A 9,364-nucleotide genomic window follows, 5' to 3' on the forward strand; every position below is an offset into this window, starting at 1 on the left:
TAAGTTCCTTCAGAACCAAATACGTCAACTATTTTAGTTTTGTAGTAAGCTTTCATTTCATCTTTAGCTGGTCCTAAGTATTTTCTTAAGTCGAACTCTCCTGGTTTTTCAGCCATAGCTTTTCTTAATCCAGCTGTGAATGCTAATCTTCCGTCAGTATCAACGTTTATTTTAGCAACTGCTGATTTAGTAGCTTTTCTTAATTCAGAATCAGGGATTCCGATAGCGTCTTTTATTGTTCCACCATATTGTTTTATCATTTCAACATATTGTCCTGGAACTGCTGAAGATCCGTGTAATACGATAGGGAATCCTGGGATTCTTCTTTCGATTTCAGCTAATATGTCAAGTCTTAATTTAGGGTCATCACCTGGTTTGAATTTGTGAGCTCCGTGAGAAGTTCCGATAGCGATTGCTAAAGAGTCAACTCCTGATCCTTTTACGAAAGCTTCAACTTCATCAGGGTTAGTGTAGATATGAGATTCAGCCTTAACATCATCTTCAATTCCTGCTAAAACTCCTAATTCAGCTTCTACTGTTACATCTAAAGAGTGAGCATACTCAACAACTTTTTTAGCCTCAGCTACGTTTTCATCAAATGGAAGATGAGATCCGTCGATCATTACAGAAGAGAATCCTGCATCTATACATTTTTTAGCAACTTCAAAACTTGGTCCGTGATCTAAGTGTAAAGCTACTGGTATATCTGATCCAGAAAGTCTAGCATAGTCAACAACAGCTTTTGCTATCATTGGAACCATGTAAGATCCCATATATTCCATAGCTCCTTTAGAACATTGTAATATTACTGGTGAACCCATTTCAGCACAAGCTTCAACTATTGCTTTAGCTTGTTCCATGTTGTTAAAGTTGAAAGCTGGAACTGCATATCCACCTTCGTTTGCTTTTCTAAACATCTCTTTTGTGTTAGAAAGACCTAAGTCTTTATAATTGTAAGACATATTTATTCCTCCTTGTATTTTATCATTTTATTAATTTTATCAAATATTATTTATAAAAGCAATATTAATTCTCATCTAATTTTATAGATGTCAAAATATGCTTTAAAAATGCTTTAATTTTTAACCTTTTTTTAAATAATACAAATACTTCTGGTACAAGTTCTATTACACTTTCGATTATACTCTTATATCTACCCAATCTATTAAAAATTATATTATTACCATTAAATAACCAAGAAACCATAATAAAATTTATAATCTTTATAAAGTTTATAGAAAAATTAATTACAGCCTCTTTGGTTAAATATAGTCCAAAAATTTTAAATAATACCTCTCCCTCTTGTTGAGTGAAGACATACATCATAAATGTAAGCCCATAGATATATATTAAAATTCTAAGTTTTTTTATATCTTTTAATAAATTTTTATTTCTAAAAATATTTAGGCAGATAACCAATAAAAATATAAGCCCTAGTATTTTTAAATCACTGTTAAATATATTAAATAATATTAACAGTAAATAAAAACTATTTAACAACTGTTATACCTTTCATGTATGGTACTAGAGCCTCAGGTATTAAGAATGATCCATCTTCTTGTTGGTAGTTTTCCATTATAGCTACTAATGTTCTTCCTACTGCAAGTCCAGATCCATTTAATGTGTGAACGAATTCACTTTTGTTACTTCCGTTTGGTCTGTATTTAAGTCCCATTCTTCTAGCTTGGAAATCTTCACAGTTTGAACAAGAAGAGATTTCTCTATATTTGTTTTGAGATGGTACCCATACTTCTAAGTCATAAGTTTTAGCAGCACTAAATCCTATATCTCCAGTGCAAAGAGATATTACTCTGTATGGAAGTCCTAATCTTTGTAATACATCTTCAGCATTGTTTACCATTTTTTCTAATTCATCATAAGAAGTTTCTGGAGTAGCAAGTTTAACCATTTCTACTTTATTGAATTGGTGAAGTCTTATGATTCCTTTAACGTCTTTTCCATAAGATCCTGCTTCTCTTCTGAAACAAGGTGAATAAGCTGTATAGTATTTAGGTAATTCTTTTTCATCTAAGATTTCTTTTCTATGAATATTTGTCATAGTTATTTCTGAAGTTGAGATTAAGAACATATCATCATCTGTTCTATACATATCCTCTTCAAATTTTGGTAATTGTCCAGTTCCTTCACAGATTTCTCTGTTTACCATAAATGGAGTGATGTGCTCAGTATATCCGTGTTCATCAACGTGCATATCTAGCATAAAGTTGATTAAAGCTCTCTCAAGTCTTGATCCAAGTCCTCTATATAGAACGAATCTTGATCCTGATAATTTAGCTCCTCTTTCAAAGTCTAATATTCCTAAGTTTTCTCCGATTTCCCAGTGAGCTTTTGGTTGGAAGTCAAAAGTTCTAGGAGTTCCCCATCTTCTGATCTCAACGTTTTCATCTTCATCTTTTCCTATTGGAGTAGTTTCGTGATATTTGTTAGGAATTGTCATTTGGATATATTTTATTTTTTCATCAACTACTGATAATTTTTCATCAAGTTCTTTTATTTTAGCAGAAACTTCTCCCATCTCTTTTATAAGTTCAGATGCGTCTTCTTTAGCTTTTTTTAATCTAGCTATTTCCATAGACTCAACGTTTCTTTTGTTTTTAAGAGCTTCTACTTCTGATAATATCTCTCTTCTTTCCTCATCTAATTTTACGAACTCGTCTAATGTTAAATCACTATTTCTATTTCTTAACATTTCTTCAATAAGTTCTTTGTTCTCACGCATAAATTTTAAATCTAACATATTTCCTCCCTTTATACATACACCTTATTTAAGTTTTATTTTTCTACACAAAATCTTTTTATAGCCACATCTTTTATAGCTACTTCACATATGTTTAACAATGAGTTTGGCGACATATTTTCTATTACAAGATTAATCATATCACCTTTTCTCTCAAAAAATTTTATTCTTGGTTTAAGATCTTTTGTTTCAACCTTACCTTTTTTTTCTTTTACAAGTAAAATCTCATCTCTTGATAATAATTCGTATAATCTATCTAAGGAGGAGGCATCACCAGTTATCTCATACCTCATCTCTTTATACTCATCAGCAATGGAAGTTTTACCGTCAATGTCTATCACCTTTGTGAACTCAAATCCTAAAACGCTTTTACTGTTAAGTTTTTCCATTAACTCAGCATTTGTCATATCCTCTCTAAGTTCTATATCCATAGGTTCATTAAATGCCTCTGTCCCTAAAGATATAGGATTTCCTAGTGAGATCTTTGGTCTTGGGTGAAAACCTTGAGAATATTTTATCGGTACTCCAGCCCTTCTTAGAAGTCTGTCCATTACTCTTAAAAGATCAAGATGAGAAATATATTTCATATCATCATACTTATTAAAAAATAATCTCTTTTTCATAGGCCTCTCTCTTTCTTTTTTTAAATCTTGATTTTTATATTGTACCACGAATTGACAATTTATTAAATACTTATATTCAAATTTTTTGTATTTTATTGATTATAAGCTAGTTTTTAACCAAATTATAACAAAAAGATATTCCTACTCTATTAAAAAACTATATTTTTTACTATTTTTCCATATACTTTTTTCTTTTATATTCTTTCTATAATAACCTCTCTTTTTATAACTCTATTGCCATAATCTTATTTTTTATATTTTTATTTCCTCTACTTATGGGGAAGATTTTTCCCCACAATTTAACACAAATAAAAATGGGAGCTTAACGCTCCCAAATATTATTTATTTAATTTTTTTAAAGTTTTTTATACAAAGATTTAAAATCTTTTGACTTTTAATCTTTTTAAACTTCCATTTCTTAAAACCTCGCAGACTAAGTCCTCTCCCTTAGAAAAAAATCCAATCTCTTCCAAAGTAAAATAATTTATTACTTTTCTTTTTCCAACATTTCTTATTATATCCCCTCTTAAAAATCCATCTTTATAGGCTTGACTTCCTCTTGCTACCGAGGTTATCACAACTCCTTCAGATATATTTTTATCTATTTTAAAATTTTTTCTAACATCTTCTATATCTTCTATGTTCATTCCATAGCCTATCTCTTCATCACTTAACTTTTTCAAAAACACACTTTCATATTGATAAAGATATATTGTTTTTATCACTGGTACATATTGAGTTGAGCTAACCAATTGGCTACCACTATAATATACATTTCCAACATTTGGATTATATGCTATTCCGTGGGTATAAACATTGGTATAAACTGGTATTCCCTCTACTGTTTGATAGCTATGCTCCCCTAGATATTTTTTAGAATACACCACAAGATTAGCACCTATCTCCTTAGCAAAATTTTCTATTTTCTTTTCTGAAATATCCTCACTTCTAAACACAGAGTATCCCAAACCACCATACCCATCCTTAAAAGCCTCGTCTAAAAACTCCTCAACACTTAAACCTTTTAAAACTGTTTCTACCCTTTTTATATCTATCTCCCCTGTTTTTTCCAAAGGTTTTTCTTGATAGATTTTCCAGCTTTCATAGTTTTTCTTATATGGATTACCTGTGCACCCTGTTATAATACATATTATTAAAAGAAATAAAATCCTCTTCATAATCTCACTCCTTCTTTACCTTTTTATGATTATACTCTATATTCCATATAAAATCAATAATCTTATTATTCAACTATTAAACTTACAACTTTTCCTTCTGTTACATCTATAAGTCCTTTATCTGTTATTTTTAGCTCTGGAGAAACTGGTAACGATAAAGTACACAGAGACATTATAGGATTATAATGTTTATAACCTAATTCTTTCATATTTTTTCTTAAAATTTCAATTTCTTTTCCCAATTCTTTGACACTCTTTTCTGATAAAATACCAGCTACTTTTAAACTAACCTCATTCATAATATTTTTTCCTTGAACACAACAAATACCACCTTGTAGTTCAATAATTCTATTTACAGCTATTACCATATCTTCTGCATTTTTTCCTATTACCATAAGATTATGATGATCATGAGCATAAGTTGTTGCTACTGCTCCTTTTTTTATACAATCTCCTGTCACTAATCCAAAACCAATATTTCTATTTTTTCCATGCCTTTCAAAAACTGCTATAAGCATATAAGGTGAATTTTCCCAATCTAAATATCCATCTTTAACATTTATTGATTTTATTAATTTTTTAGTTCTTGTACTACCATCACTTACTTCAATAACTCTACAATTTACTTTTTCTTTCTTTTTATCTACTTTTATTTTAAATATATCTTCATTTATTTTTTCTAAATGAATACTTTTATAAAATTTATTTGGAAATTTATAGTCTGTTGGTATATATTCTTTTTCTCTTTCACTATTATAAACTTCTTTTCCATTTATAAAAGTTTTATTTATGTTTAACTCTTGAAGATTATCTAATAAAATAAAATCTGCTTTTTTTCCTGGAGCAATAGCTCCCCTATCTTTCATATTCATTCTTCTTGCTGGAGTATATGTTCCACAATAAATAGCTTTTTCTATATTCATTCCCATTTTTATTGCTTTCTTTATAACAGCATTAAGATGTCCTTCATATAAAAAAGTATCTGCCATAGTATCGTCAGTTACAAAACAAAAATGTTCATATAAGTCATTTTTATCAATATAATCTAATAATTCATCAGATAAAGATTTATTCTGTAGTTCCATAAACATTCCATTTTCAAATCTTTGTTTAAATTCTTCTAAAGTATGTTCTGTATGATCTCCATCTATTCCTAAATATAAAAATTGTGCTAATTCTAAATCTAATAGTTTTGGACAATGTCCCTCTATCGCATAATGAGGTTTATTTTCTTTTACATATTCAATGAATTTACAAATATCAAGAGTATTATCTTTTATAACTTTTCTATAATTCATAATTTCGCCAATACAAATAACTCTTTGATTTTCTGCTATTTTTTTCATTTTTTCTAAATCAAGAATGGCTCCTGTTGTCTCTAACTCTTCTGAAGTCGAAGGAACACTACTTGGTACACCATAAAATACAGAGGTATTTATACTATCCTCTGCTTTTATCATAGCTTCTATTCCCTCTTCTCCAAATACATTTGCTATTTCATGAGGTTCTGCCACTATTGTAGTCACTCCATTTTTAGATAAGTGGTGACAAAAAGGAACAGGAGTCATCATTGAACTTTCAATGTGCATATGTATATCTATAAATCCAGGTATCATAAATCTATTATTTCCATCTACCACATTTTCTGAAGTAAATTCTTCAAATTTACTATTATCTATATATAAAAATTTTCCATCTAGTATAGCAACATTTCCATCTCTAAATTTTTTTAAATACGAATTAAAAACTTTTACATTCTTAATTAATAAATCTACTTTCATTCTCCCCCCAAATTACAATGTTAATGTATAAAAGTAATAGCAAAGAATAGCTGCAAATGGATACATTGTTTTTGGTATTTCCTTATATTTTCCATTTGCTAATTTTAATATTACATAAACTATAATAGCTGCTGATATTCCATTCGCAACATTATTTGTAAATATTGTTAAAGCTACCGATAAAAAAGCTGGTATGCATTCTGTTTGATCGTCATAATTTATATTTCTCATTCCACCTAACATTTTTACTCCCATTAATATCAAAGTTGGAGCAGTTGCAGCTGAAGGTATCATTAAAGCTAACGGAGTTATAAGAAACATTAATAAAAACATAATAGAAGTTGATACTGCTGTTAATCCTGTTTTTCCACCAGCTTCTACTCCAGATGCAGACTCTAAATAAGTAGTCATACAAGGCATACAAAATAAACTTCCTGCTACTGTTGAAATTGAATCTACATAAAAACATTTTTCAATACCTGGTAAATTTCCATCTTTATCTAGAAGTCCTGCCTTAGCTCCTACTCCTATAACAGTTCCAAAAGTTGAGAAAAAATCAGGAATAAATAAAGCAAATAAAAATGGCACATATTTTATATTTAAAGCTCCCATAATATCTATATTAAATATCATATCTGTTGGATTTCCTGGTAATTGAAATAATGTAGTTGGTAATTTTGTAACACCTAATGGAATTCCTATAGCTGTAGTTAAAAGAATTGCTAAAATTACTCCTCCCTTTATTCTTTTAATTTCAAAAATAAGTAAAATAATTAGACCTATAACAGTTAAAATAGCTGCTGGACTTGTAAGATCTCCAAAAGCAAGAACATTTTTTTTAGCATTAGCTACAATAATTCCAGCATTTCTAAATCCTAATAATGCAATAAAAAGTCCTATTCCTGCACTAATAGATATTTTTATACTTAAGGGTATTAATTTTACTATTATATCTCTTAACCCTATAAAAGAAATGATAACAAAAAGAATTCCTTCCCAAAATATAACTCCTGTTGCAACTGCTGGAGATATTCCTTCTCCATTTAACATTGATACTGCAAAAACAGCTACACTCCCAAGTCCTGGTCCTAACACAAATGGTCTATTTGTTACAATTCCCATAGCTGTTGAAGTTAAAGCACATAAAATAATAACCATTGTTAAAACTCCTGATTTTCCAAAACCAGCCTTTTCCATAATTGATGGAACTGTTGCCAAAACATAAGCCATTGTAGCAAATGTTGTTATTCCAGCTAAAATTTCTGTTTTAACATCAGTACCACTTTCTCTTAATTTAAATTGTTTTTCTAAAAAACCCATTTCTAAAACTCCTCCTAAAATATTATTCCGAATATTATATCACAAGTTGTTTTAATTGTGAATCTTTTAATATCAATATTTTTTATAATATTAAAGTAAAATTTTCTCTCTTTTTCATTCTTATGGGGAAGATTTTTCCCCACAATTTAACATAAATAAAAATGGGAGCTTAACGCTCCCAAATATTATTTATTTAATTTTTCTAACTCTTTCTCTAAAGTTTTTATTCTCTTTAAAAGTTCAGGTAATTTTTTAAGACTTGCTTTTACCTTCATATCATCTTTTAAAGGTAATAATGGATAACCACCTAAAACTTGATTTTCCTCTTTTATAGTTCCTGTTATACCACCTTTAGCAGCCACAGTTGTACCACTAGCTATCTTAATATGTCCAGCTACACCAACCTGTCCACCGAAAGTAACATTATCTCCAACCTCAGTACTTCCAGCTATTCCCACTTGAGAGGCAGCCAAGAAGTTTTTACCTAGCACAACATTATGAGCTATTTGGATAAGGTTATCAAGTTTAGCATATCTTTTAATTACAGTGTTTCCGATAGCTCCTCTATCAACAGTTGTATTAGCACCTATCTCAACATCATCTTCTATAATAACTTTTCCAATTTGCTCAATCTTGATATTATTTCCATTTACCTTAACAAAACCATATCCATCTCCACCGATCACAACACCTGGTTGAAGGATAACTCTGTCCCCTATCTCACAAAACTCTCTAATAGTTACATTTGGATAGATTATACAGTCCTTACCAATCTTTACCCCCTCACAAATAGTTACATTTGGATAAATTTTAGTATTATCTCCTATCTCAACATCGTGTCCCACATAAGTATGTGGAGCGATTTCAACATTTTCTCCTATCTTTGCAGAGTCCTCGATAGGTTTTTCCATCTTCTTAGTTTTTCTTTTAAAGAAATTAAGAAGTAATGGCATTAACTTTCTAGGATCTTGATTTGCTAAAAGGTAAGTTTTCCCAATTTCAGGAAGTTCTATATTAGGCACTATAACTACTTTTGCCTTTGTTTCATTTAATTTGTGTAAAAATTTTTCATCAGATGCGAATGTTAGCTCCTCTTCCTCAGCTTGAAAAAAAGGGGCAAGACCTTTTACTAAAAGATTTTTGTCCCCTTTTATTTCACAACCAAGAAGATTAGCAACATCGGATATTTTATATTCCATTGCTAATCCTCCCTCTATTATTTAGATTTTTCCATTTCAGCTAAAACTTTTGATGTAATATCTACTCCACCGAATTTAACTGCTCCAGCCTCTAATACATAGTCAGCTTTTTCGCTCTTAGCTACTTTGTCGATAGCGTTTTGCATTACTTTTTCTATTTCAGCCATTCTTGCAGCTCTCTCTTTGTTAAGTTTGATTTGAGAATCTTTAACAAATTTTTCTAATAATTTTATTTTATCTTCGAAAGCTTTTTTCTCTTTATCAGTTACTTTAGCACCTTTTGCTTTTAATTCAAGTTCCATTTTTTGAAGTTCAACTTGTTTTTGTTTTAAAGTGTTGTCTAAAGCTGAAGTTTGTTTTCTTATATTTTCATCCATAGCTTTAGTTTTAGAATATTTATAGAATAATTCTTGAGTATTAACTACTCCCACTTTTGTTGCTAATGCTTGAACTGACATTGTTGCTACTAATGCCATTAATGCTAATTTTTTCATTTGTTACCTCC

The 9,364-nt window shown here is 29.7% G+C and carries 9 protein-coding genes; all 9 read right to left on the minus strand.

The window, feature by feature from the left end; all coding sequences use genetic code 11:
- On the minus strand, positions 1 to 962 hold a 962-nt coding region (locus tag Q1J48_RS03395), incomplete at its 3' end, for a class II fructose-bisphosphate aldolase (protein ID WP_300361246.1).
- Positions 963 to 1,026: 64 nt separating this feature from the next.
- Positions 1,027 to 1,500, minus strand: coding sequence for a hypothetical protein (locus tag Q1J48_RS03400; protein WP_300361248.1), 474 nt, complete (start codon positions 1,498 to 1,500; stop codon positions 1,027 to 1,029).
- On the minus strand, positions 1,490 to 2,758 hold the full coding sequence (gene serS, locus Q1J48_RS03405) for a serine--tRNA ligase (RefSeq protein ID WP_300361251.1): 1,269 nt from the start codon (positions 2,756 to 2,758) through the stop codon (positions 1,490 to 1,492). Before serS ends, Q1J48_RS03400 begins: the two co-directional genes overlap by 11 nt.
- A 35-nt stretch (positions 2,759 to 2,793) precedes the next feature.
- Positions 2,794 to 3,381 carry a TIGR03936 family radical SAM-associated protein gene (locus Q1J48_RS03410; RefSeq protein ID WP_300330914.1) on the minus strand — a complete coding sequence of 196 codons (588 nt, stop codon included), beginning with the start codon at positions 3,379 to 3,381 and terminating at the stop codon, positions 2,794 to 2,796.
- Positions 3,382 to 3,758: 377 nt separating this feature from the next.
- Complete coding sequence (locus tag Q1J48_RS03415) at positions 3,759 to 4,559, minus strand: PDZ domain-containing protein (RefSeq protein WP_300361253.1); 801 nt, start codon at positions 4,557 to 4,559, stop codon at positions 3,759 to 3,761.
- 65 nt (positions 4,560 to 4,624) lie between these two features.
- Positions 4,625 to 6,340 carry an adenine deaminase C-terminal domain-containing protein gene (locus Q1J48_RS03420; RefSeq protein ID WP_300361256.1) on the minus strand — a complete coding sequence of 572 codons (1,716 nt, stop codon included), beginning with the start codon at positions 6,338 to 6,340 and terminating at the stop codon, positions 4,625 to 4,627.
- 12 nt (positions 6,341 to 6,352) lie between these two features.
- A complete protein-coding gene (locus Q1J48_RS03425; RefSeq protein WP_300361258.1) occupies positions 6,353 to 7,660 on the minus strand; it encodes an NCS2 family permease in 1,308 nt (435 codons plus the stop codon).
- A gap of 185 nt (positions 7,661 to 7,845) precedes the next feature.
- On the minus strand, positions 7,846 to 8,859 hold the full coding sequence (lpxD, locus tag Q1J48_RS03430) for a UDP-3-O-(3-hydroxymyristoyl)glucosamine N-acyltransferase (protein WP_300361261.1): 1,014 nt from the start codon (positions 8,857 to 8,859) through the stop codon (positions 7,846 to 7,848).
- Between the two features lie 17 nt (positions 8,860 to 8,876).
- On the minus strand, positions 8,877 to 9,353 hold the full coding sequence (locus Q1J48_RS03435) for an OmpH/Skp family outer membrane protein (RefSeq protein ID WP_300330411.1): 477 nt from the start codon (positions 9,351 to 9,353) through the stop codon (positions 8,877 to 8,879).
- Positions 9,354 to 9,364: the final 11 nt, after the last annotated feature.

It is taken from the genome of Fusobacterium sp. (assembly GCF_029258315.1).
Taxonomy (GTDB): Bacteria; Fusobacteriota; Fusobacteriia; order Fusobacteriales; family Fusobacteriaceae; genus Fusobacterium_B.

Coding starts and splice junctions, on each gene's coding strand:
- serS (WP_300361251.1), bottom strand. CDS start 2,758: ATGTTAGATTTAAAATTTATGCGTGAGAACAAAGAACTTATTGAAGAA.
- Q1J48_RS03410 (WP_300330914.1), bottom strand. CDS start 3,381: ATGAAAAAGAGATTATTTTTTAATAAGTATGATGATATGAAATATATT.
- Q1J48_RS03415 (WP_300361253.1), bottom strand. CDS start 4,559: ATGAAGAGGATTTTATTTCTTTTAATAATATGTATTATAACAGGGTGC.
- Q1J48_RS03420 (WP_300361256.1), bottom strand. CDS start 6,340: ATGAAAGTAGATTTATTAATTAAGAATGTAAAAGTTTTTAATTCGTAT.
- Q1J48_RS03425 (WP_300361258.1), bottom strand. CDS start 7,660: ATGGGTTTTTTAGAAAAACAATTTAAATTAAGAGAAAGTGGTACTGAT.
- lpxD (WP_300361261.1), bottom strand. CDS start 8,859: ATGGAATATAAAATATCCGATGTTGCTAATCTTCTTGGTTGTGAAATA.
- Q1J48_RS03435 (WP_300330411.1), bottom strand. CDS start 9,353: ATGAAAAAATTAGCATTAATGGCATTAGTAGCAACAATGTCAGTTCAA.